Below are 22,617 nucleotides of genomic sequence, written 5' to 3'. Positions count from 1 at the left end.
TTTCGCGAAGCTTTCGCGCCCATGAAGCTTTATTCAGTGCATGGGGTGCAGGTTTATAAAACGTGCTCACGGATACACAGCCCGCACGAATGTATCAATCAAACCGTAATATCGCCTTGCCATAGTGGCCAGCTTCAAATTGCCCCTCATGGTCCCCTTCATGCTTTTTACGCCCCACCGTCTGGCCCTTTCCGTCGCCCTGGGCAGCGCTGCCTTCGCACCATTCGCCTTTGCTACGAACTACGAGATCACCGGCGCTCGCACAAGCACCCTGGAACTGAACAAAGTCGACACCCTTAACGTAACGCCAAGCGGGAGCATCGTGGCCAGCGATGACGACGGGGTGATCCTGCCCAAGCACACCAGCGGCAACACCCTCACGGTCACCAACGCCGGGATCATTCGCTCCACCGATGGCCGCGGGATCGATACCAAGGACAACGGCACCGACGTCAGCCATTACGTGATCAACAACCTTACAGGCGGGTTGATCCAGGGCACCAACGACGGCATCCGCTTCCAGACCAACCCCACCGCCGGCGGCACGCTAGCCATCGTCAACGCGGGCACCATCCGATCAGCGGAAGAAGGCCAGGCCATCGACCTCGAAGCGCTGGACAATCCGGCGTTCACCACCACCTTGGTCAACCAGGCCACGGGGGTCATCCATGCCGTGGGCAATGACGCCATCAAGACGGGCTCCAACGCGGTGGTCGCCAATTACGGCCTGGTCTATACCGACACCGCGCCGCAGGACGCCAACGGCCTGGACCAGAAGTACGACGGCATCAAGATCGACGAATCCACCGGCGTGAGCGTCTACAACTACGGCACCATCAGCGCCGATCGACACGGCATCGATCTGAAAACCGACGCCACCCTCTACAACTACGCCAGCGGCAGCATCACCGGGCGTAATGGTTCGGGCTTCGGCTCCGACGGCAGTGGCACGGTGTACAACTACGGCACCCTCACTGGCGCCATCGCCGACGGCAAGCTCAACGGTGACGGCGACGGCGTAGACATCGACCTGGTGGGCTACGTGTACAACGAAGGCACCATTCAGGGCCTGGGCGCCAAGGGCGTGGACAGTGGGGGGCGCCCAAACAACAGCGAGGGGATCGCCATGGGCGGCGGTACCATCATCAATACCACCAGCGGGGTGATCCGCAGCGTAGATAACGGGATTTTGGTGGATGACGGCGCCGAGGGTTCCGGCGTGGCGGCCACCACTATCACCAACGCTGGCCTGATCGAAGGCGAAAGCGGCTTCGGCATCAAGCTGATCGGCAACTATGCCGACACCGTGAGCAACAGCGGCACCATTACGGGCGGTAACGGGTTGGCACTGAGCATGGGCGCTGGCGACGACAGGCTTATCCTCGATACCCGCGGTGTGTTCAATGGCCTGGTCGACGGTGGCGAAGGTATCGATACCCTCACGCTCGGCGGCATGGGCAGTGGTGCCTTTGGCAACAGCGCAAATTTTGAAAAACTGTGGGTGACCAGTGGCAGCTGGACCCTGACCAGCGCGGGAGACTTCAGCCAGGGTGGGGAAGTCAAAGCCGGCGCCACGTTGATCAACCAAGGCAGCGTGCTTGGTGAGTTGCTGGTGGATACCGGGGCAACTTACGCGGGTGGCGGCTCGGTGGGCGGGCTGATGGTCAATGGCACCTTGCTGACCAACACAGGGCTGGGTGTGGCCACGGTCACTCGCGACCTGAACCTCAGCAGCGGCGCCACCCTGGCCTATGGCGTGAACGCCGATGGCAGCAGCGCGCCCCTGAACATCGGCGGCACCGCCAACCTCAACGGCGCAACGTTGCGCATTCAGCCTTCCGTAGGGGATTACCCATGGCAGAGCCAGTACACCGTGCTGACCGCAGGCGCTGTCAACGGCACCTTCGGCCAGGTCACAAGCGACTATGCCTTCCTCACGCCTACGCTTACCTACGCCAGCACTTCGGTGGGCCTGCGCTACACCCGTAACGACGTTGCCTTCGAGCAATACGCACGCACCGGCAACGGCGGCGCCGCCGCGCGCAGCCTCGCCACGCTGGGCACGGGCAGTACGCTCTATAGCGCCTTGCTGGGCACGTCCACCGCGACGGCCAGCACTGCCATTGAGCAACTGGCCGGGAGCAGCAGCGCCAACCTGGCCGCCGCTACCCTTAGCGGCAGCAGCCAGGTCGCTACCACCATGCTTGGTGCCATGCAATCCATGGGTAGCAGTGGCGGCTTGCTTGTGGGCATGAATAACGAACAAACACCCGCGCTTGCGGCTACTGGCGTGCCCGAAAGCGCACGCAACCTCAACGACCCGAACGCACGCGGCCGGCTGTGGGCCCAAGGGCTGAGCAGCTATGGAAAAGTGGATGGCAGCCACGGCAGCGGTGGCCTCGAACAACGTACAGGCGGTGGGGGGCTGGGGGTGGATTGGGCTGCGGGGAGCGATTGGCGCCTGGGTGTGCTCGGCGGCTACTCCCGCACCCGGCTGGATGCCACTGGCGCGGACGGCCATCTGGACAGCTGGCATGCCGGTTTGTATGCCCTGCGCCAAGCCGGCCCGCTCGCCCTGCGTCTGGGCGCGGCCTACAGCAGCCATGACGGTGACAGCACGCGAAGTGTGCGCTTCGGCACCTTCGACGAGCGCCTGAAGAGCAACTATAAAGCTGACAGCCAGCAGGCCTTCGCCGAACTGGGTTACGCCATGGGCAGTGGCCGCCTGAGCGCCGAGCCCTTCGCCAACCTGGGCTACCAGCGCTACCACCGCGACGGCTACCGGGAAAAAGGCGGGGACGCGGCGCTGACAGTGGAGTCCGATACCCAGCACAACCTTTCCAGCACCTTCGGCGTGCGGTTGGCGCATCTGGGGTATCTGGACAACGGCATGAGCCTCACCCCGCGCGCCACCTTGGGCTGGCGCCACACCTATGGCAGTGTGAACAGCCAGACCCGCCAGGCCTTTATTGCCGGCGGCGATGGGTTCAGCGTAGAAGGCAGCGCCTTGGACCGCGATACCCTGGTGGCCGAAGCGGGCCTGACCCTTGGCGTCAGCGCCCGGCAAACCGTGGGGGTTGGCTACAGCGGCGAACTGGGCAGCAACAGCCGCAATCACGCCGTGGTAGGGGAGTGGTCGCTCAGGTTCTGAGTCCGGTCCGCTTCCGCGCCTTGCTTGTTCCCGGGCTTCACCCGGTCCTACACGGGTTCAGCGCGGGCTCAGGTAGGAGCTGGCGCGAGCCTGCGAACGCTGACTATCGCCTACCGGCCCGGGTACTCACGTCCACCCACACCGCCAGCACCAGAATGCTGCCCTTGACGATCATCTGCCAGTAGCTGTCCACGTCGAGCATCGACATGCCGTTGTCCAGGCTGGTGATCACCAGCGCCCCTAGCAGCGCGCCGTATACGGTGCCGGAGCCGCCGCGCATGGACGTGCCGCCGATGAAGCACGCGGCGATGGCGTCCAGCTCGCCCATGTTGCCGGCCGAAGGGGAGCCCGCGGCCAGGCGCGCAGTGTTTACCAGCCCGCCCAGGGCGCACATCACGCCCATGATGCCGAAGATCCACAGCTTCACCGCCTGCACGTTGATGCCTGACAGGCGCGTGGCCTCCATGTTGCTGCCTACCGAATAAATCCGGCGGCCGAACACGGTCTGGCTGGTGACGTAGCTGAACACGCCGAACAGGATCAACAGCAGTAGCACGGGTACCGGGATGCCGTCGTAGTGGTTAAGGGTGGTTACGAACCCCGCCAGCACCGCGCCAATCGCTACCACCCGGCCAACGTCCCGGATCAGCGCGTGTGGCGCCAAGCCGTGAAGCGCGCGGTTGCGCCGCTGCTTCCAGGTGAGGAACACCGCCAGTACAAACAGCAGCACGCCCAGCGCCACGCCCGCCGCGGGCGGTAGGTAACCCTGGCCCACATACACCAGCGCCGGCGACACCGGGGCGATGGTGGTACCACCGGTGATCCCCAGCAGCACGCCGCGGAAGGCCAGCATGCCGCCCAGGCCCACGATGAACGAGGGAATGCGCAGGTACGCCGTCATGGCGCCGTTGGCGATGCCGATCACCAGCCCGCACAGCGCCACTATTCCGAGGTTAGCCACCAGTGGAACGTGATAGATCACGTCCAGGATCGCCGCCAGCCCGCCCAGCAGCCCAAGCTGGGAGCCCACCGACAGGTCGATCTCGCCACTGATGATCACCAGCACCATGCCGCACGCCAATATCCCGGTGATAGACATCTGCCGCAGCAGGTTGGAGAGGTTGCGCGGCGTAATGAAGCCGCCTTCGGTTTGCCAGCTGAAAAATAGCCAGATGATCGCCACGGCAATCACCAGGGCGAGCATCTTGTAGCGGGTAAAAAGTTGTTTGACCTGGTTCATCTACGCAGACTTCCGGTTGTCAGGGTTCTGCCCGTCGGGGTGGCTGAGCGCGGCGGCCAGCACCTGTTCCTGGCTCAGTTCGTGGTTGATGAAGTCGCCGCGCAGCTGGCCTTCGCCGATCACCAGCACCCGGTCGGACACGCCCAACACTTCCGCCAGCTCCGAGGACACCATGATGATCGACACGCCTTGGGCCGCCAGCGCGCCCATGAGCTTGTAGATCTCGTACTTGGCGCCCACGTCCACGCCGCGGGTGGGTTCGTCGAGTATCAGCACCTTGGGCTGGGTGAGCAGCATCTTGGCCAGCACCGCCTTCTGCTGGTTGCCACCCGACAGGCTGGTGATCGGCAGGAAGGGGCTGGCGGTCTTGAGGTGCATGCGGGCGATTTCCTCGTCCACGCTGCGCAGCTCCGCCTCGGCATCGATCCGGGTGAGGCGCGCGTAGTTATCGAGTACGGCCAGGGTGATGTTATGGCCCACGCCCAGGTCCGGGATGATGCCCTGGCGCTTGCGGTCCTCGGGCACCATGCACAGGCCGGCGCGGATGGATTTCAGCGGCGTGCGGGTGTCGATGCGTTGCCCTTCCAGCCACACTTCGGCCTCGTAGCGCCCGGGGTAGGCGCCGAACAGCGCGGACACCAGTTCAGTGCGGCCGGCGCCTACCAACCCGGCAATCCCGAGGATTTCACCGCGCTTGAGCTTGAATGAAATGTCGTCCACGCGTTTGCGTCGGGGATTGTCCACGTCGTAGCAGGTCACGTGGCGCGCCTCGAACATCACCTCGCCCACCTCATGGGGCTCGGTGGGGTACAGGCTGCTCATTTCGCGCCCTACCATTTGGGTGATGATCTGCGCGATGTCCATGTCCGCCATGGCGGTGGTCGCGATGTGCTTGCCGTCACGGATCACCGAAATGGTGTCGCACACCGCCGCCACTTCATCGAGCTTGTGGGAGATGTACACGCAGGCCACACCCTTGGCCTTGAGGTCGCGGATGATGTCCAGCAGCACCTCGATCTCCGACCGGGTGAGGGCAGAGGAGGGCTCGTCCAGAATCAGCAAGCGCGCCTGCTTGTTCAGCGCCTTGGCGATTTCCACCAGTTGCTGGTAGCCGCCGCCATATTGAGACACCGGCAAGGCGACGTTCATGTCCGGCACCTTCAGCTCGCGCATCAAGGCTTCGGCGCGGTGGAACATCGCCGGGTAATTCATGCGGCCGCCCGGCAGCGTAAGCTCGTGGCCCATGAAAATGTTCTCGGCCACCGACAGGTCGGGCACCAGGGTCAGTTCCTGGTGAATGATCACGATCCCGGCGGCTTCGGTTTCGCTGATCGACTGCGCCCTCAGCGGCTGGCCGTCCCAGAGGATCTCGCCTTCCCAGGTTCCGTAGGGGTACACCGCCGACAGCACCTTCATCAGCGTGGACTTGCCGGCGCCGTTCTCGCCGCACAGGCCCACGCATTCGCCTGGTTTTACCCGGATGTCGATGCCATTGAGGGCTTTCACACCGCCAAAGCTTTTGACGATGCCGTTCATTTGCAACAGGTAGTCAGGCATGGCAACTCACTCGCGCATAGGCCACAGGGGTGCGCTCGGCAGGGCGCCGAGCGTGTCCGCTAACAGGTCATTGCCCGGCGATCTGCGCCTTGGTGTAGAAGCCGTCCTTTTCCAGCAGGTCGATGTTGTCCTTGGTGAGCGGGGTAGGGGTGAGCAGGATGGTGTCCACCTTTTTCGCGCCGTTGTCGTATTGCGAGCTGTAGTTGGGCTTCTCGTTACGCGCCAGTTGCACGGACAGCTTGGCGGCCTCGGAGGCGATCAGCTTCAGCGGCTTGTACACGGTCATGGTCTGGGTGCCATCCAATACGCGTTTCACCGCGGCAAGGTCGGCGTCCTGGCCAGAGATAGGCACCTTGCCGGCCAGCTTCTGCGCCGCCAGGGCCTGGATAGCGCCGCCAGCGGTGGCGTCGTTGGAGGCGACGATGCCGTCGATCTTGTTGTTATTCCGGGTGAGGGCGTTTTCCACGATGCTCAGCGCTTCGGTGGGGTTCCACTCTTTCACCCACTGCTGGCCTACAACCTTGATATCGCCGCGGTCGATGGCCGGCTGCAGCACTTTCATCTGGCCTTCGCGCAGCACCTTGGCGTTGTTGTCTGTGGGCGCGCCACCGAGCAGGAAGTAATTACCCTTCGGCGCCGCCTGCAACACGCCGCTGGCCTGCATCTCGCCGACCTTTTCGTTATCGAAGGAAATGTAGGCGTCGATGTCGGCATTGAGGATCAGCCGGTCGTAGGACACCACCTTGATCCCGGCCTTCTTGGCCTCGGAGACGGCGTTGGTGAGCACGGTGGCGTTGAAGGGCACGATCACGATCACATCCACGCCACGGGAGATGAGGTTCTCGATCTGGGAAATCTGCTTCTGCTCGTTGGCATCGGCGGACTGCACGAACACCTTGGCGTCCATCTTCTCTGCCGCGGCCACGAAGTAGTCCCGGTCCCGGGCCCAGCGTTCCAGGCGCAGGTCGTCGATGGAGAAGCCGATTTTCGGGTGCGCGGAATCCGCCATCACCGGTAGCGACAGCAAGGCCAGCGCGCTGGCGAGCAAAGTACGTTTGAGCGTATTCATGAAGGTGCGTCCTTTTATTGTTGTTGGAGACACGTGCGAAACAAACTCGAGGTGCCGCTGAAACTGTAGAGAGTAGCGAAGCGCCGCGCGCAGAGAATTGTCGCGACAATGTAACGGCCCGCGGCAGGCCTCGCTGTGGCACTTATGGATAGATAAACCGGTTTACCACCCCTTCGAGCATTTCCTGGCGGCCGCTCACGGCGTGTGGATCGATCGCGTTGGTGAACGCATGCTCGGCCAGGGATTCGAGGCTGAACTCGCCTGCCAGCACCTTTTGGCCGAACGGGGCTTTCCAGCCGGCGTAGCGCTGATCCTTGAAGCGTTGCAGTTCATCGTTCTGCACCATCGCAGCCGCGCGCTCAAGCGACAGCGCGAGCACGTCCATGGCGGCGACGTGGCCGTAGAACAGGTCGATTTCGTCCAGGCTCTGGCGCCGCACTTTGGAGTCGAAGTTGAAGCCACCGTGGCTGAAACCGCCGGCCTTGAGGATTTCATAGGTGGCCAGGGTCAGCTCTTCCACGCTGTTGGGGAACTGGTCGGTGTCCCAGCCGTTCTGCGGGTCGCCGCGGTTGGCGTCGATGCTGCCGAAAATCCCCAGGGAAGCGGCCGTAGCGATTTCGTGCTGGAAGCTATGGCCCGCCAAGGTGGCGTGGTTAGCCTCGATGTTGACCTTGATCTCTTTCTCCAGGCCAAACTGCTGCAAAAAGCCGAATACCGTGGCGCTGTCGTAGTCGTACTGGTGCTTGGTAGGCTCCTGCGGCTTGGGCTCGATCAGCAGGTCGCCGTTGAAGCCGATCTTGTGCTTGTGTTCCACCACCATGCGCATGAACCGGCCCAGTTGCTCGCGCTCCTGTTTCAGGTCGGTATTAAGCAGGGTTTCGTAGCCCTCACGGCCGCCTCACAGCACGTAGTTGGCGCCTTTGAGCCGCTGGGTAGCGTTCAGCGCGCTGCACACCTGGGCGGCGGCGAAGGCGAACACTTCAGGGTCCGGGTTGCTGGCGGCACCGGCGGCGAAACGCGGGTTGCTGAAGCAGTTGGCCGTGCCCCAGAGCAGCTTGATGCCGCTCTGCTCCTGATGGCGTTCGAGCTGGTCGACCATTTGTGCAAAATTGTTGCGGTATTCGCGGATCGAAGCGCCTTCCGGGGCCACGTCCGTGTCGTGGAAGCTGTAATAGTCCACGCCCAGCTTGGAGAAGAACTCGAACGCCGCCTCGGCCTTGGCGATGGCCATTTCCATGGGCGCGGCGGGCCGCTGCCACGGGCGTTTGAAGGTGCCCGAGCCGAAAACATCCGACCCTGGCCATACGAAGGTGTGCCAATAGCATACGGCCATTCGCAGGTGCTCGCGCATGGGCCTGCCCAGCACCAGCTTGTCGGCGTCGTAATAGCGGAAGGCGAGCGGCGCGTCGCTGGACGGGCCCTCATAGCGAATCTTGTCTATACCCGGGAAGTGCGCCATTGCGATGTCCTTGTTGTTTTTGTCGGTGGGCCAAGGCTAACAATGCGCCGGTGGGCCGCGATTATGAAAATCACCAGCGCAGGGTTCGATTTTGCGTATTGCCGTAGCCCACCGGCGGGCCTAGGCTGTGCGCATCGGCCCAGGGTACCCACAATGAAAACAACGCCCCCCGTTCACCGCATTGCCCTGTTGTTCAACGGCAGCAAGATCTACGACCGCGGCATCATTACCGGCATCGGTAACTACCTCAGCAGCACCCGTGCGTCCTGGGATCTGTTCTTGGAAGAGGACTACCTCTGCCGCTTGCGGGGTATAGAGCGCTGGCAGGGCGACGGCATCATTGCCGACTTCGACGACCCGCTGATCGGTGAAGCACTGGCGGGCAGCACGCTGCCAGTGGTCGCGGTGGGGGGCTCCTACCAAGACGCAAGCGCTTATCCCCGGCACATTCCCTACGTAGCCACCGACAACGCGGCCATGATCAAACTGGCCTACGACCACTTGATCGAAGCCGGGCTCACCCGCTTCGCCTGTTTCAGTTTACCGCCGGTACAAGCCAACCGCTGGGCGCTGGAGCGGGAAAACGCTTTCCGCCAACTGATGCAGCGCGATGGTTTGCACGCCGAGGTGTATCGAGGCCTGGGCACCAGCGCACCACTGTGGGACAGCGCCGTGGAGCAGCAGATTGCCTGGCTGCGCAGCCTGCCCAAGCCGATCGGCATCATCGCCGTGACCGACGCCCGCGCCCGTCAGTTACTACAGGCCTGCCTTACCGCCGGCATCGCGGTACCTGAGCAGGTGGCGCTGATCGGCATCGACAACGACCCGCTCACCCGAACGCTTACCCGGGTGCCGCTGAGTTCGGTAATCCAGGGCACCGAAACCATGGGCCGCACCGCCGCGCACCTGCTTCACCAGATGCTCCACGGCATGCCATCCACCGGTACCCAGGTGCTGGTGCCCCCCGAGTCGATCAACGTGCAAGCGTCCAGCCTGCATCAGCCATTGGAAAACCCCTATGTGATGCAGGCGCTGCACTTTATCCGCCAGTACGCCTGCCAGGGCATCAAGACCGCCCAGGTGGCCGGTTACGTCGGTGTGTCGCGCTCTTCGCTGGAGGCGCACTTTCGCAAGGTGCGAGGGCGCAGCGTGCACGACGAAATCCTGCGCTTCAAGCTGGCGGCGGCCGGCACCGAGCTCCAGAGCGCTGACTTGCCCATCGCCGATATCGCCCAGCGCTGCGGGTTCAAATCCGCGCAGTATCTACACACGGTGTTCCGCCGGGAGTTCGGCTGCACGCCGCGTGAGTATCAGCAATTTCGGGGACAACCTGCCTGAGGTACCCTGCGCGCCCAGCCACTACTACACAGGGTACCCACATGGCGCTGCGTTTGACGCTGGTGTGCCACGCCGCCACCCAGGCGCAGAAAACCGCCCGCTTTCCTGCGGATGACCCTATCGCCTTCGATGGCCCGCTGCCGGCCGCCTTGCAAGCCATCGCCATGGGCAAACGCACTCGCTTCATGCACGCACCGGAAGCCCGAGCACGGCAGACCGCCGAACGGCTATCGGCCCGGTCGGCATGCGTAAGCGCATTAGGCGAGCTGGATTTCGGCCGCTGGCGGGGGCTAAGCATCGACGAGGTGGCCAGCGCCGAGCCCGAGGCGCTTCAGGCCTGGCTCACGGGGAGGGAGGTCGCGCCCCATGGCGGGGAAACCCTGGCCCAGTTAAGCGTTCGGGTTGAACAGTGGATGAGCCAGCTGGCCGGGGAGGGCCATATCGTTGCGGTCACCCACCCTTCGGTAATGCGGGCGGCGTTGATGCGGGTGTTGAGTTGCCCACCGCAGGCGTTTCACACCATCGACATCGCGCCATTGTCCACGCTCGACCTGCGTTTCAATGGCGTGTGGAGGCTGCGGCTGTAACCTTGAGGCTGCTTAGCCGGGATAGCGCAGCGCGTCCACAACCACGCTGAAGGCGGAAGAGTGCTGGCGACGGTTGGGGTAATAAAGGTGGTAGCCAGGGAAGGGCTGGCACCAGTCTTCCAGCACCCGTACAAGGTGGCCGTCGGCAAGCTCGGCCGCGACCATGTCTTCGGGCAGAAAGGCTAACCCACACCCGGCGAGGGCAGCGCGCAGGATCGGCACGCTGCTGTTGAACGTCCATTGCCCGTCCACTTTGGCTTTGAGTTCATGGCCGTCTTTCTCGAAGTCCCACTGCAGCAGGTTGCCATGGGTAGGCAGGCGCAGGTTGATGCAGTTGTGTTCGGCGAGGTCGCCGGGCACCACAGGCGCCGGGCATTGGCCGAAATACCCCGGCGCGGCCACCACCGCCATGCGCAACGGAGGGCCAATGGGCACGGCGATCATGTCCTTGGCCACTTGGTCGCCCAGGCGCACCCCCGCGTCATAACGTTGAGCGACGATGTCGGTGAGCGCGTAGTCCACCGTGATTTCAACCTTGATGTCTGGGAAGTTCGGCAGCACCCGCGCCAGCTTCGGCCAAAGGATGGTGTTCGCCGCATGCTCGGAAGTGGAAATGCGCACGGTGCCTGCCGGGGTGTCACGAAACTCACTGACTGCGGCCAGTTCCAGGTCGATCTCTTCGAAACGCGGCGCCATGGACAGGTAAAGCCGCTGCCCGGCTTCGGTGGTGGACACGCTGCGGGTAGTACGCGTGAGCAGCCTTACCCCCAAACGCGCCTCCAGCGCGCGCATGGTATGGCTCAAGGCCGACTGTGATACCCCCAGCTGCGCGGCGGCACGGGTAAAGCTGCCTTCCCGCGCGATTACCACGAAGGCCTGAAGGTCATTGAGGTTGGCGCGGGGCATCGGCAGGTATCTCGCTAGAAAAGCAGGCTGGAGTGTCCGGCGGCGGGCAACGGCAGTTCACCGGCCTACACGGGCCTTGAGCGCTTCAGGGTAGCGGTCGCCCTCGACGTTCACTTGCGCCAAGGCAACCTCGATCGCCTTGAGGTCCGCTTCGTTGAGTGCAAAGGCAGCGCCGCCGATGTTTTCCTCCAGGCGGTGCAACTTGGTAGTGCCCGGAATCGGCACGATCCACGGCGCTTGCGCCAACAGCCAGGCAAGCGCCACCTGGGCGGGGGTTGCGCTGTGCTGCGTGGCGATTTCACGAACCAGCGTGACCAAGGCCTGGTTGGCGTGCAGCGCTTGCTGGCTGAAACGCGGCACGATGCTGCGGAAGTCGTCGCTGCCGAAGGTGGCGTCTGCCCCGATCGTTCCGGTAAGGAATCCTTTGCCCAGTGGGCTGAACGGCACAAAGCCGATGCCCAGTTCAGCGAGGGTAGGCAAGATCTCCTGCTCGGGCTCGCGCCACCACAGGGAATATTCACTCTGCAGGGCGGTCACCGGCTGCACGGCGTGAGCGCGGCGGATGGTTTGAGCGCCGGCTTCGGAGAGGCCGAAGTGCTTCACCTTGCCTTCTTGAATCAGCTGTCTCACCGCGCCTGCCACCTCCTCGATGGGGACATCCGGATCTACGCGGTGCTGGTACAGCAGGTCGATGTAATCGGTTTTCAACCGTTTCAGCGAGCCTTCCACCGCCTCGCGAATATGCGCTGGCCGGCTGTTGAGGATCTGCTGCTTGTTGTCGTCGCCGAAGGTGAAACAGAACTTGGTGGCGATGATCACCTGCTCGCGCACCGGTGCCAGGGCTTCCCCTACCACTTCCTCGTTCAGGTAGGGGCCGTATACCTCTGCAGTGTCGAAAAACGTGATGCCACGCTCAACGGCCGAACGGATCAACGACACCGCCGCTTTGGTATCGGTCGCCGGGCCATAGGCATAGCTCAGCCCCATGCAGCCAAGGCCCAGGGCCGAGACTTCGAGTGCGCTATTGCCCAGTATTCGCTTCTGCATGTGAGGCCTCCGTGCTGGTGAGCCAGCAGTGAGTAATGTAATCGAGTAGGTCTACACACGGTAAAAGAGAGGCTCGCTTGCGACTAGCGGGGTAAATCGGCAAGAAGTCATGAGCGCAGCTAATCAATCGACATGGCCCGGCGTGCGGCGCGGCGCGAACTGCACTAAGCTGCGCCTTCCTTTACCGCCCAACCTCAACAGGCCATGACCCAGACACCCAACAACCCCTTGCACGGCATTACGCTGGAAAACCTGCTCAATGAACTGGTGGCCCATTACGGCTGGCCCGAGCTGGCCAAGCGCGTAGACATCCGCTGCTTCAAGAGCGACCCCAGTATCAAATCCAGCCTGACCTTCCTGCGCAAAACCCCGTGGGCGCGCGAAAAGGTGGAAGCGCTGTTCGTGCAGCTTCGGCAGGGGCGATGACCTTCCCGAACGACGGGTTGCCTGGCCGCAGGATCATTCATTCATGTAGCAGCACGCCTTGGCGGCGACCGGCCCGCCAGCCTGGCCGATTATGCGGTGCAAGGTCGCAGGCCGGCCGCGTTGCTACATCGCACAGCGTGCATCCGCTACCCTGTTTCGGAATGTAAACAGGAGGCGCTATGAAATTTACCAAACTGGGCACCACAGGCCTGGACATCTCGCGGCTGTGCCTGGGCTGCATGACCTTCGGCGAGCCCGATGCCGGCACCCACCCCTGGACACTCGATGAAGACGCCAGCCGGCCGATCGTCAAGCGCGCGGTGGAGCAGGGGATCAACTTCTTCGATACGGCCAACAGCTACTCCGCCGGCACGTCCGAACTCATCGTGGGCAAGCTGCTGAAGGCCTTCACCCGGCGAGAGGAGATCGTAGTCGCCACCAAGGTGTTCTTCCCGCCTGCCATGCTCGGTGGCTCCAGCCGGCCGAACGAACAGGGCCTGTCACGCAAGGCCATCATGGCCAATATCGACGCCAGCCTTACCCGCCTGGGCATGGACTACGTGGACCTTTACCAGATCCACCGCTGGGACTACCACACGCCCATCGAGGAAACCATGGAAGCGCTGCACGACGTGGTGAAGGCCGGCAAGGCCCGCTACCTCGGCGCGTCGTCCATGTTCGCCTGGCAGTTCGCCAAGGCCCAACAAGTGGCGAAGGAGCACAACTGGAGCCGCTTCGTCTCGATGCAGAACCACCTCAACCTGCTGTACCGCGAAGAAGAACGTGAAATGATCCCGCTGTGCCTCGACCAGGGCGTGGGCCTGATGCCGTGGAGCCCCTTGGCGCGCGGACGCTTGACCCGCCCTCATGGCCAGGAAACCGAGCGCACCCGCACCGACCTTTCCGGGCAGTCGTTCTATAACGCCACCGAAACCGAAGATGCTCGGGTGATTGGCATGGTGGAGCAGATCGCAGCCGAACGCGGCGTGCCCATGGCGCAGGTCGGGTTGGCGTGGGTGCTGGCCAAGCGAGGCGTGTCGGCCCCTATCGTGGGTGCCTCGAAGGCCAGCCAGCTGGACGATGCCGTGGCCGCGCTCGACCTTGAACTCACCGCCGATGAAATCCAGCGCCTTGAAGCGCCGTATGTGCCTCACGCGGTGAGTGGATTCAGCTGACGGCTAACCGGGGGGCAACCCTAACGCAGCCCCCCGAAGCGTTCGTAGAACGCCGCCGACGGCGCCGGCACCGGGCCATCGGCGGTTTCCAGCGCAGCCCCGAGCCACTGCTCGGCGCCTTCATACAACGCGCGGTAGAGGTTGCGGCACAGCTGCCGCGCAGCGCGCCCCTCCCACCCGTTGGGCAGCAACTCCTCAGGCAGCTCAGGGTCGCGCAGCACCAGCTTGCGGTACTCGTGGATGAGCAGCAGCCTGGCCAGAAAGCATTGCTGCGGATCGAGCGCTGGCGCCTCGCGCACGGCCGCCCAGAGCGGGCGAAACAGCCCGAGGAATTCCTCGTAATGCTGGCCCAGCACATCCAGGTTCCAGCTTTCCCGTACCTGCAACTGCAGCGCCTTGGGGGCCAGCGCCTCGATGGCTTCGGTGCGGAACACAATCGCTTCGTCTTCCACGCCCAGCTCGCGCAGGGTGGCGAGCAGGTCGGCGCGATCGGCCCGTGGGCAGGCCATCACGCCCGCCGCCAGCGGGCCAAAGCCTTGCCATTCCAATTCCTGGCGCACTTCCTTGCGTTTTTCCGGCGTGGCTTGAGGCAGCATCACCAGGTTCCAGCGGCCATCCCAGCCAGGTACTGCCGGGCGGTAAACCCGGCGCAATGCCTTCTCGAACCGGCGGCGGCCGGGGGCCGTGAGGCTGTAGTAGCTGCGCCTGCCCGATTTCTCCGCAGTGAGCCATTGGTCCTTGGTCAGCCGGAACACCGACGTGCGCACCAGGCGCTCGTTAATGCCCATGGGCTCCAGCAGGCCGAACAAGCTGCCAAGCCACACAGTGCCGCCTCGCGGTTCAATGGCATCCCCATAAAGCGTCATGATCAACGAGCTGGCGCGAAGGGGCGTTTGCTGCGCGAAGCGCTGAATCAGGGTGTCGAGGGGCGCAAGGGTGCTCATGGGTCGTCTGCGTGGTGCGGGAGCGCGCACTATATCAGCTGAACCTCGATATGCCGCTTGGATGGTATCGCTTCGGTGCGCGCAAGGCCCAGGTGCGCAAGACCCAGCAACCGGTATACTCAGTAAAAAGATACAGAAACCGTAATTGTATGTTGAATAGCTGTATCAGATCTGGCAGCGTTTATCACACGGGGGCAATGGCTGCCTCCGATAACAATTCCAAGATAGCGCGGCATTGGCCGCGACAAGCCAGGAGGTTGCTATGCCTCACCCCCACGCTTATGAACATATTTTGTTCACGCTCGACAACGGCCTGGCCCATCTGAGCCTGAACCGGCCGGCCCAGCTCAACGCCTTCAATAGCCTGATGCAGGACGAAGTACGCGCGGCGCTGGAACACGTACGCGGTGATCCCAGCGTGCGGGTGCTGTTGCTCACTGCTGAAGGCCGCGGCTTTTGCGCTGGGCAGGACCTAGCTGAACGCACCGTTGCGCCGGGGGAGCAGGTGCCCGACCTTGGGGCGTCTATCGAGCGGTTCTACAACCCGTTGATCCGTACCCTTACCGAATTGCCGCTGCCGGTGGTGTGCGCCGTCAATGGCGTGGCGGCGGGCGCCGGGGCGAACATTCCGTTGGCCTGTGACCTGGTGCTCGCCAGTCGATCGGCCAGCTTCGTCCAGGCCTTCTGCAAGATCGGCCTGATCCCGGATTCTGGCGGCACCTGGATGCTGCCACGGCTGGTGGGCATGGCGCGGGCGAAGGCGATGGCCATGCTCGGTGAGCGGCTGTCGGCCGAGCAGGCGCTGGGCTGGGGCCTGATCTACAAGGTGGTAGAGGACACGGCGCTGCGAGAGGAGGCCGTGGCCCTGGCCCGCCACTTGGCCACGCAGCCGACCTTGGGGCTGGGCCTGATCAAGCAGGCCCTGAACGCCAGCCCGGGCAATGGCTTTGAAGCGCAACTGGCGCTGGAGCGAGACCTGCAGCGCCAGGCCGGGCGCAGCGAGGACTACCGCGAAGGCGTGAATGCGTTCATGGCCAAGCGGCCCGCTGTGTTCAAGGGGTGCTGACATGGTGCTCAAGGACGATACCCTTGTGGCCGTGGTGGGCGCAGGCGCCATGGGGGCCGGCATCGCACAGGTAGCGGCACAGGCGGGCCACCGCGTGGTAGTGCATGACGCTCGGCCCGGCGCGGCCGCCCAGGCCATCGAAGACATCCATGCGCAGCTTCAGCGCCAGGTGGCCAAAGGCAAGCTCAGCGGCGAGCGTTGCGAACAGGTGCGCATGGCACTGACCGCCGCCGAGTACCTCTGCGATGTAGCGGATGCAGAGCTAGTGATCGAAGCCATCGTAGAAGACCTCGGCGCCAAACGTGCGCTGTTTGCGGAGTTGGAGCAGCTGTGCCGACCCGATGCGATATTGGCCAGCAACACCTCTTCAATCGCCATCAGTGCCTTGGCGGCAGGGCTGCAACACCCTCAGCGGGTCGCCGGGCTGCACTTCTTCAACCCGGCGCCGGTAATGCCACTGGTGGAAGTGGTGTCTGGCCTTGCCACGTCGCCTGCGGTCGCACAGGTGCTGTTCGACATGGCCGTGCGCTGGGGCAAGCGGCCCGTGCACGCCAAGTGTACCCCTGGCTTTATCGTGAACCGAGTGGCGCGGCCGTTCTATGCCGAGAGCCTGCGCCTGCTACAGGAAGGCGCCGCCGACTGCGCCACCCTCGACGCTGTACTGCGCGAGGCGGGTGGCTTTCGCATGGGGGCGTTCGAGCTGATGGATTTCATTGGCCACGATGTGAACTACGCCGTGACCTGTTCGGTATTCAACGCCTGCTATGGCGACACCCGTTACCAGCCTTCGTTACTGCAAAAAGCGCTGGTGGATGCCGGGCGGCTGGGCCGCAAGCGTGGCCAGGGCTTTTTCGACTATGCGCAGGGCAGCGCCCCGCCGGCGCCTGCCTGGATGGCGCCGTCCACACCAGTGACCGAATGCACGGTCGAAGGCGACCTCGGCCCAGCCCAGGGGTTGGTCGAGCGGCTTCGCTGGGTAGGCGTAACCGTGCACAACCGCCCTGGCGCGGGGATGCTGCGGGTAGGCAGCGCGACCGTGGCGCTGGCTGATGGGCGGCTGGGCAGCGAACGTGCACGGGAGGAGGGCATCAACAACTTCGCTACCTTTGACCTGGCATTGGATTACCGCACCGCCAGCGCCCTTGCGGTCAGTTTCGGGCCGATCGAGGCGCACCCACGCGCCCAGGTGATCGGCCTGCTACAGGGCGCCGGCTTGAAGGTGGCAGTGCTGAGTGACACGCCGGGGCTGGCCGTGCTGCGTACCGTCGCAATGCTGGCGAACGAGGCCGCCGATACCGTGCTGCACGGTGTGGCGAGCGCTGCGGACGTCGACCTGGCGATGCGCGCCGGGGTGAATTACCCGCAAGGGCCGCTCACCTGGGCAGATGCGCTGGGGCCCGGTTTCGTGCTGCGCACGCTGGCCAATCTGCAGGCGGCCTATGGCGAAGAGCGATACCGGCCTTCGCTGCTGCTGCGCCGCCTGTGCGCCACAGGCGGGTACTTCCACGCAGGCGCCCTCCTGCAAAACGCACAGGGTGACGCATGAACATGGAGCTGAACGCCGACCGAGCCAAGCTGGACCCGCTGGAAACCGCCAGTGTCGATGAACTGCGCCATCATCAATTGGCTCGGCTGCGCTGGAGCCTGGCCCATGCCTACGAGAACGTGCCGTTTTACCGCCAGCGCTTCGATGCGCTTGGCCTGCGGCCAGAGCACCTTGCCTCCCTGGACGATCTTGCACTGTTTCCGTTCACCGCCAAAAGTGACCTGCGCGACAACTATCCCTATGGTCTGTTTGCCGTGCCCCAGCGGGACATTGTGCGGTTGCACGCCTCCAGCGGCACCACCGGCAAACCCACCGTGGTGGGTTACACCCAGCATGACATCGATACCTGGGCGGGGCTGGTGGCGCGATCGATACGGGCTGGCGGCGGGCGCAAGGGCGACAAGGTGCACATCGCTTACGGCTATGGCCTGTTCACCGGCGGCCTTGGCGCTCACTACGGCGCCGAGCGGCTGGGGTGCACGGTAATCCCCATGTCAGGCGGGCAAACCGAGAAGCAGGTGCAGCTTATCCGCGACTTGCAGCCAGACATCATCATGGTTACGCCGTCGTACATGCTCAACCTGGCCGACGAGATCGAACGCCAGGGCGTGGACCCACGCAGCCTATCGCTACGCCTGGGCATTTTTGGCGCCGAGCCATGGACCGACGCCCTGCGCCAGGCGGTGCAGGCGCGCATGGGCATCACCGCGCTGGACATCTACGGCTTGTCGGAAATCATGGGCCCGGGCGTGGCCATGGAGTGCCTGGAAACCCAGGATGGCCCCACGGTATGGGAGGACCACTTCTACCCGGAAATCATCGACCCCATCACCGGGGCTGTGCTGCCGGACGGCCAATATGGCGAACTGGTGTTCACCACGCTGAGCAAGGAAGCCTTGCCGATGATCCGCTACCGCACCCGCGACCTCACCCGGCTGCTACCGGGAACCGCTCGCCCCATGCGGCGGATTGAGAAGATCACCGGCCGCAGCGACGACATGCTGATCGTGCGCGGGGTCAACGTATTCCCCACCCAGATCGAAGAACTGGTGCTCAAAACGAAACAGCTGACCGAGCTTTACGAAATTCACCTGTATCGGGATGGCAACCTGGATCATATGGACGTGCATGTGGAGTTCAGGCCCGAGCAGGCGCCTACGGATGACAATACAGAGCAGCGCGTTGCGTTGGATCTTGCACGGCGGATCAAGACGTATGTGGGCATTTCGGTGCAGGTACGGGTGCAGCCTTGCCTGTCCCTCAAGCGCTCTGAAGGCAAGGCCTGCCATGTGTTCGATCGCCGTTCCAGCCGTGATTCGCTTTTAACGTGATACGCCAATAAAGCATTTGATTGCTGTAAGTGTATCGCTTAATAATAGGGTCACCATCCTGGAGGCCATCCATGTACGCGCAATTGGTTGAAACCGGCATCAAGCGCTTGAAAAACCTGGACGAGATGGCCCCGCAAGAGCGGGCTTTCCAGGAAAAGATCGACGCTGAAATCAAGATCGAAGCCAAGAACTGGATGCCCGAGGCCTACCGGCAAACGTTGATACGGCAGATCTCCCAGCATGCCCATTCCGAGATCGTTGGCATGTTGCCCGAGGGCAACTGGATTACCCGGGCGCCCACGCTCAAACGCAAGCTGCAGCTGATGGCCAAGGTGCAGGACGAAGCAGGCCACGGCCTGTACCTGTACAGCGCCATGGAAACCCTGGGCGCCGACCGCGACGAGGAAATCGCCCGGTTGCATGCGGGCAAGGCCAAATATTCAAGCATCTTCAATTACCCCACCCTCACCTGGGCCGACATGGGCGTGGTGGGCTGGCTAGTGGACGGCGCGGCCATCGTCAACCAGGTGGTGCTGCAGCGCACTTCGTACGGGCCCTATGCGCGGGCAATGGTTCGGATCTGCAAGGAAGAAAGCTTTCACCAGCGCCAGGGCTACGAACTGCTGCTCACCCTGATGCACGAAGGCAACGACGCCCAGAAGGCCATGGTGCAGGATGCGATCAATCGGTTCTGGTGGCCCTCACTGATGATGTTCGGCCCCAGCGACGCGGATTCCCCCAACAGCGCGCAATCCATGGCCTGGAAAATCAAGCGCCAGAGCAACGACGAACTGCGCCAGCGCTTCATCGACCAGACCGTGCCCCAGCTGGAGCTGTTGGGCTGCACCGCGCCCGACCCCGATTTGAAATGGAACGAGGAACGTGGGCACTACGATTTCGGCGCCATCCAGTGGGAAGAGTTTTACCAGGTGCTCAAGGGCAACGGCCCCTGCAACCGCGAGCGCCTGGAAACACGCCGCGCGGCTTATGAGGACGGCGCCTGGGTGCGCGAAGCCGCCGTGGCCTACGCCCGTAAACAACAGCAACGCCACACCGCCGCCTGAGCGGCAGGGGAGAACGCCATGGCTGAATGGACCCTCTACGAAGTGTTCGTGCGCAGCAAGCATGGGCTTAACCACAAGCATGTGGGCAGCGTGCATGCCGCCGACGACCGCATGGCCATCGAGAACGCTCGCGAGCTGTACACCCGCCGCAGCGAAGGCGTAAGCCTGTGGGTGGTGCCCTCGGCGCTGATCACCGCCTCGTCCCCGGATGAAAAGGACCCCTTGTTCGCCCCGGCGGACGACAAGGTGTATCGCCATGCCAGCTTCTATGAGCTGCCCCCCGAAGTCGGCCATATGTGAGGCGCTGCCATGAACCCCTTGGACGACAAGATTCACTGGCTGCTGCGGCTGGGAGACAGCGCCCTTGTCCAGGGCCAGCGGCTGTGCGAATGGTGCGGCCACGCGCCAGCCATCGAAGAAGAACTGGCGCTGATGAACGTGGGGCTGGACCTGATCGGCCAGGCCCGAAACTGGTATGAATACGCCGTTGTGCTGCTCGTTGATGGGCGCACCGCCGACGACCTGGCCTTCCGCCGCGACGACCGAAGCTTTCGCAACCTGCTGCTGGTGGAGCAGCCCAACGGCGATTACGCGGTGACCATGGCTCGGCAGTTTTTCTACGACGCCTGGCACCACGCGGCCTTGAGCGGCATGGCGGCGAGCCGCGACGAGCATATCGCCGCAATTGCCGCCAAGGCGCTCAAGGAAGTGACCTACCACCTCACTCGCTCCGCCGAGTGGGTGCAGCGCCTGGGTGACGGCACCGAGGTGAGCCACCAGCGCATGTGCGCGGCGGTGGAGCGCTTGTGGCGGTTCACCTTCGAGCTGACCGAAGTGGACGACGCCCAGGCGCGGCTCGCCGCCAGCGGCATCATTGGCGACCCGGCCCAGCGTGCCGAGGCCTGGAACGCCACCGTGGCCTTGGTGTGCGAGAAGGCCACCGTGCCGCTGCCGGCCCCCGCAGTGCCCAATTACCTGAGTGGGCGCAACGGCCTGCACACCGAGCACCTGGGCCCTTTGCTGGCGGAAATGCAGTACCTGCAACGGGCGTATCCCAATGCGCGCTGGTGAGCTGATCGGCAGCGACCGCGGCGCCCGCGCAGGCGGGGCGGCGGACATCGCCCGAGCCTGGGCGGTGCTCGGTGGCGTGATGGACCCGGAAGTGCCGGTGGTGAGCGTGGTGCAGCTAGGGATTGTGCGGGAGGTGGGCTGGGACGGCGGCCATGTATGGGTGCTGATCACGCCCACCTATTCGGGCTGCCCGGCCACTGAAGTGATCGAGGCGGATATCCGTGCCGCGCTGGAAGCAGCGGGGTTCGAGCTGCCGCGTATCACCGCTCGGCTTGCGCCTGCCTGGACCACTGACTGGATCACCGAGCAAGGTCGCCAGGCGCTGTTGGCCTATGGCATCGCCCCGCCTGGCGGCACTGCCAGCAAGCGCAGCCTCTTGGGGCCCGCACCAGTGATTGCCTGCCCTCACTGCGGCGGCGCCCACACCGAACGGTTGAGCGAGTTTGGCTCCACGGCGTGCAAGGCGCTTTACCGCTGCCTGGATTGCCGCGAGCCCTTCGATTACTTCAAGTGCATTTGAGCGGCGCGCACGGAGAACACCCATGAGCAAGTTTCACAGCCTGCGGATACGTGAGGTTCGCCCGGAAACCCGTGACGCGGTGTCGATCGTGTTCGACATTCCGCCTGAACTCAGCGAGCAGTTTCGCTTCAGCCATGGCCAGCACGTAGTGGTGCGCGCCCAGGTAGAAGGCGAGCAGGTGCTGCGCTCCTATTCCATTTGTAGCGGCGCCAATGACGGCGAGCTGCGGGTAGCGGTGAAGCGCGTCGCCGGTGGGTTGTTTTCCGTGCATGCCAACGAGGCCTTGAAGTGCGGGCATACCCTGGAGGTAATGCCGCCCGCCGGGCACTTCGGCCAGCCGCTGGACCCATCCCGCCGTGGCCATTACCTGGCGGTGGCCGCTGGCAGCGGTATCACGCCTATTCTGTCGATCGTGAAAACCACGCTGGAAGGCGAGCCCTACAGCCGCGTGACATTGCTGTACGGCAACCGGTCCAGCGGCTCGGCCATGTTTCGAGACGCGCTCGAGGACCTGAAGAATCGCTACCTGGATCGCCTGAACCTGATCTTCGTGTTCAGCCGCGAGCAACAGGACATCGACCTGTACAACGGCCGCATCGACGAAAGCAAATGCCATCAGTTGTTCTCCCGCTGGCTGGACGTCGCACACCTGGACGCAGCCTTTATCTGCGGCCCCCAGGCATTGACCGAAACCGTGCGCGAGCAGCTCACGGCCAATGGCATGGCGCCGGAGCGTATTCATTTCGAACTGTTCGCGGCGCAAGGGGATGAGCGCAAGCGTGAGGCCCGGCAGGCGCGCGCCGCGCAGGCCAGCGCCGCTGAAACCAGCGAAGTGACGGTGATCAGTGATGGCCGGGCCGTAGCGTTCAGCATGCCGCGCAACCGCCAGAGCATCCTGGATGCCGGCAACGCGCAGGGCGCCGAACTGCCGTATTCGTGCCGCGCCGGCGTGTGCTCCACCTGCAAGTGCAAGGTGGTAAAGGGGGAGGTGGAAATGGACAGCAACTTTGCACTGGAGGACTACGAAGTGGCCGCCGGCTATGTGCTGTCGTGCCAAAGCTTCCCGCTCTCGAACACCGTGGTGCTGGATTTCGACCAGCTGTAAACCTGCTTGCCTCTG

Annotated in this window: 19 protein-coding genes and 1 pseudogene; 13 read left to right on the top strand and 7 right to left on the bottom strand. The window is 63.7% G+C overall.

Features of this window, described 5'->3' with window-relative positions:
- The first annotated feature begins 160 nt into the window (after positions 1–160).
- A complete protein-coding gene (locus tag LG385_RS13055) occupies positions 161–3,151 on the top strand; it encodes an autotransporter domain-containing protein (RefSeq protein ID WP_225774637.1) in 2,991 nt (996 codons plus the stop codon).
- 103 nt (positions 3,152–3,254) lie between these two features.
- Here the strand turns inward: LG385_RS13055 and LG385_RS13050 are convergent, their stop codons facing one another.
- The 4 genes and pseudogenes from LG385_RS13050 to xylA form a co-directional block, all read right to left on the bottom strand.
- The gene (locus LG385_RS13050) at positions 3,255–4,391 is read right to left on the bottom strand and encodes a sugar ABC transporter permease (protein WP_225774636.1); all 1,137 of its coding nucleotides are present in this window, start codon (positions 4,389–4,391) and stop codon (positions 3,255–3,257) included.
- Positions 4,392–5,948 (bottom strand): D-xylose ABC transporter ATP-binding protein, encoded by a 1,557-nt coding sequence (gene xylG, locus LG385_RS13045; RefSeq protein ID WP_225774635.1) that lies wholly within the window; start codon positions 5,946–5,948, stop codon positions 4,392–4,394.
- A gap of 67 nt (positions 5,949–6,015) precedes the next feature.
- Complete coding sequence (gene xylF / locus LG385_RS13040; RefSeq protein ID WP_225774634.1) at positions 6,016–7,017, bottom strand: D-xylose ABC transporter substrate-binding protein; 1,002 nt, start codon at positions 7,015–7,017, stop codon at positions 6,016–6,018.
- Positions 7,018–7,159: 142 nt separating this feature from the next.
- Positions 7,160–8,476, bottom strand: a pseudogene (xylA, locus tag LG385_RS13035) (xylose isomerase).
- 153 nt (positions 8,477–8,629) lie between these two features.
- On the opposite strand from xylA, the gene LG385_RS13030 reads away from it, so the two are divergent.
- Together LG385_RS13030 and LG385_RS13025 are read left to right on the top strand one after the other, a co-directional pair.
- Entirely contained in the window at positions 8,630–9,814 is a 1,185-nt protein-coding gene (locus tag LG385_RS13030) for a XylR family transcriptional regulator (RefSeq protein ID WP_225774633.1), read from the top strand.
- Between the two features lie 41 nt (positions 9,815–9,855).
- Positions 9,856–10,401 carry a histidine phosphatase family protein gene (locus LG385_RS13025; protein ID WP_225774632.1) on the top strand — a complete coding sequence of 182 codons (546 nt, stop codon included), beginning with the start codon at positions 9,856–9,858 and terminating at the stop codon, positions 10,399–10,401.
- 12 nt (positions 10,402–10,413) lie between these two features.
- Here LG385_RS13025 and LG385_RS13020 read toward each other — a convergent pair whose 3' ends face one another.
- Both LG385_RS13020 and LG385_RS13015 read right to left on the bottom strand, forming a co-directional pair.
- Complete coding sequence (locus LG385_RS13020; protein WP_225774631.1) at positions 10,414–11,307, bottom strand: LysR family transcriptional regulator; 894 nt, start codon at positions 11,305–11,307, stop codon at positions 10,414–10,416.
- 57 nt (positions 11,308–11,364) lie between these two features.
- The gene (locus LG385_RS13015) at positions 11,365–12,354 is read right to left on the bottom strand and encodes an aldo/keto reductase (RefSeq protein ID WP_225774630.1); all 990 of its coding nucleotides are present in this window, start codon (positions 12,352–12,354) and stop codon (positions 11,365–11,367) included.
- A 204-nt stretch (positions 12,355–12,558) separates the two neighbouring features.
- Between LG385_RS13015 and LG385_RS13010 the strand changes: the two genes are divergently transcribed.
- Positions 12,559–12,780, top strand: coding sequence for a VF530 family DNA-binding protein (locus tag LG385_RS13010; RefSeq protein WP_181115961.1), 222 nt, complete (start codon positions 12,559–12,561; stop codon positions 12,778–12,780).
- A 179-nt stretch (positions 12,781–12,959) separates the two neighbouring features.
- On the top strand, positions 12,960–13,955 hold the full coding sequence (locus LG385_RS13005) for an aldo/keto reductase (RefSeq protein ID WP_225774629.1): 996 nt from the start codon (positions 12,960–12,962) through the stop codon (positions 13,953–13,955).
- Between the two features lie 20 nt (positions 13,956–13,975).
- Here the strand turns inward: LG385_RS13005 and paaX are convergent, their stop codons facing one another.
- The gene (gene paaX / locus LG385_RS13000; protein WP_225774628.1) at positions 13,976–14,899 is read right to left on the bottom strand and encodes a phenylacetic acid degradation operon negative regulatory protein PaaX; all 924 of its coding nucleotides are present in this window, start codon (positions 14,897–14,899) and stop codon (positions 13,976–13,978) included.
- 262 nt (positions 14,900–15,161) lie between these two features.
- Here paaX and paaG point away from each other — a divergent pair, with 262 nt between their 5' ends.
- The 8 genes from paaG to paaE all read left to right on the top strand — a co-directional run bounded on the left by paaG (position 15,162) and on the right by paaE (position 22,602).
- Complete coding sequence (gene paaG / locus LG385_RS12995; RefSeq protein ID WP_225774627.1) at positions 15,162–15,965, top strand: 2-(1,2-epoxy-1,2-dihydrophenyl)acetyl-CoA isomerase PaaG; 804 nt, start codon at positions 15,162–15,164, stop codon at positions 15,963–15,965.
- Between the two features lies 1 nt (position 15,966).
- Positions 15,967–17,511 carry a 3-hydroxyacyl-CoA dehydrogenase PaaH gene (gene paaH / locus LG385_RS12990; RefSeq protein ID WP_225774626.1) on the top strand — a complete coding sequence of 515 codons (1,545 nt, stop codon included), beginning with the start codon at positions 15,967–15,969 and terminating at the stop codon, positions 17,509–17,511.
- Positions 17,508–18,842: a phenylacetate--CoA ligase PaaK gene (gene paaK / locus LG385_RS12985; RefSeq protein WP_225774625.1), complete on the top strand. Its 1,335-nt coding sequence runs from the start codon at positions 17,508–17,510 to the stop codon at positions 18,840–18,842. The genes paaH and paaK overlap by 4 nt, the downstream gene beginning before the upstream one ends.
- A 71-nt stretch (positions 18,843–18,913) precedes the next feature.
- On the top strand, positions 18,914–19,906 hold the full coding sequence (gene paaA / locus LG385_RS12980) for a 1,2-phenylacetyl-CoA epoxidase subunit PaaA (protein WP_225774624.1): 993 nt from the start codon (positions 18,914–18,916) through the stop codon (positions 19,904–19,906).
- Positions 19,907–19,924: 18 nt separating this feature from the next.
- Positions 19,925–20,206, top strand: a complete 282-nt coding sequence (gene paaB / locus LG385_RS12975) for a 1,2-phenylacetyl-CoA epoxidase subunit PaaB (protein ID WP_181115941.1) — start codon at positions 19,925–19,927, stop codon at positions 20,204–20,206.
- A gap of 9 nt (positions 20,207–20,215) precedes the next feature.
- On the top strand, positions 20,216–20,977 hold the full coding sequence (paaC, locus tag LG385_RS12970) for a 1,2-phenylacetyl-CoA epoxidase subunit PaaC (protein ID WP_225774623.1): 762 nt from the start codon (positions 20,216–20,218) through the stop codon (positions 20,975–20,977).
- Complete coding sequence (gene paaD / locus LG385_RS12965) at positions 20,964–21,497, top strand: 1,2-phenylacetyl-CoA epoxidase subunit PaaD (RefSeq protein WP_225774622.1); 534 nt, start codon at positions 20,964–20,966, stop codon at positions 21,495–21,497. The genes paaC and paaD overlap by 14 nt, the downstream gene beginning before the upstream one ends.
- A gap of 22 nt (positions 21,498–21,519) precedes the next feature.
- Positions 21,520–22,602: a 1,2-phenylacetyl-CoA epoxidase subunit PaaE gene (paaE, locus tag LG385_RS12960; RefSeq protein ID WP_225774621.1), complete on the top strand. Its 1,083-nt coding sequence runs from the start codon at positions 21,520–21,522 to the stop codon at positions 22,600–22,602.
- The last annotated feature ends 15 nt before the right edge of the window (positions 22,603–22,617 follow it).

It is taken from the genome of Pseudomonas sp. Marseille-Q5115, assembly GCF_916618905.1.
GTDB lineage: Bacteria > Pseudomonadota > Gammaproteobacteria > Pseudomonadales > Pseudomonadaceae > Aquipseudomonas > Aquipseudomonas japonica_A.
Note: the sequence above shows the minus strand (reverse complement) of the source record. Positions and strands in the feature narration are given on the sequence as shown.